Consider the following 840-nt stretch of genomic DNA (forward strand, 5'->3'; position numbering starts at 1 on the left):
GGCGCTGATTGGGCAAGCGGACGACGATGGCCCGCTCACCGGCGGCCACGGCGACGCCTTCGCTCTCGCCAACGTTTTTGTGAAGCTCTTGGCGCTCTCCGATGACGACGTCCTGCGCGTTCTCAGCCTTGTCATGGCCGAGACGCTCGAGGCCGGCAGCGCCGTCATTGAGGCGCTTGGGCATAATCTGAACGTCGACATGGCTGCTTTCTGGCAAGCGGACGAGGCGTTCTTCGAGCTACTGCGCGACAAGGAAGTCGCCAATGCCATGCTTGCCGACATCGGCGGCAAGCATGTCGCCGACGGCAATGTGGCCGAAAAGGTCAAGACGCAAAAGAAGATCATCCGCGACTTCCTTGCCGGCGAGAACGGCCGCGAGAAGGTCGAGGCATGGCTGCCGCGCTGGATGAAATTCCCGGTCGAAAGCTACACGGCGCGCGGCGGCTTCCGCACCGCCGACCAGTAGGCCCGCGTTCAGCCGCTGTTTGCGGGGCAATGATCTAACCAAGCCCAGGCGGCGGCTCTTAAAAGCCGCCGCCTGGGGGACCATCTTCCGGGACGGCGCCGGCTGCACTTTTGCCGCCTTTGAGCCGCGCCGCGACCGGCGCGGGGCTCACGGGCAGCTGAGAGGGAAGGTGCTTGCGCACCGCAGTGACGCGCAAGATTGCACGGCAGGGTTGCAAATTGGGTGAGCTGTGATAAGAAAATGTGAAGTCAGAAGGGGCCCATTGAAATGAAGCGCATGCAAGAAAAAGACATTCCCGCATTCGTGCAGGACGTGGTCGCAACGGGCTGCGATATCTGCGCCGTCGGTCCGAGTTGTTACTCCTTGGGCGATAC

1 pseudogene is annotated in these 840 nt (G+C 62.5%); it reads left to right on the forward strand.

The features are described from left to right. Positions 1-466 (forward strand): annotated as a pseudogene (locus EOA38_RS37855) (chromosome partitioning protein ParB); the annotation flags it as partial. Positions 467-840 lie beyond the last annotated feature (374 nt).

Source organism: Mesorhizobium sp. M1E.F.Ca.ET.041.01.1.1 (genome assembly GCF_003997355.1).
In the GTDB taxonomy this organism is placed as follows: domain Bacteria; phylum Pseudomonadota; class Alphaproteobacteria; order Rhizobiales; family Rhizobiaceae; genus Mesorhizobium.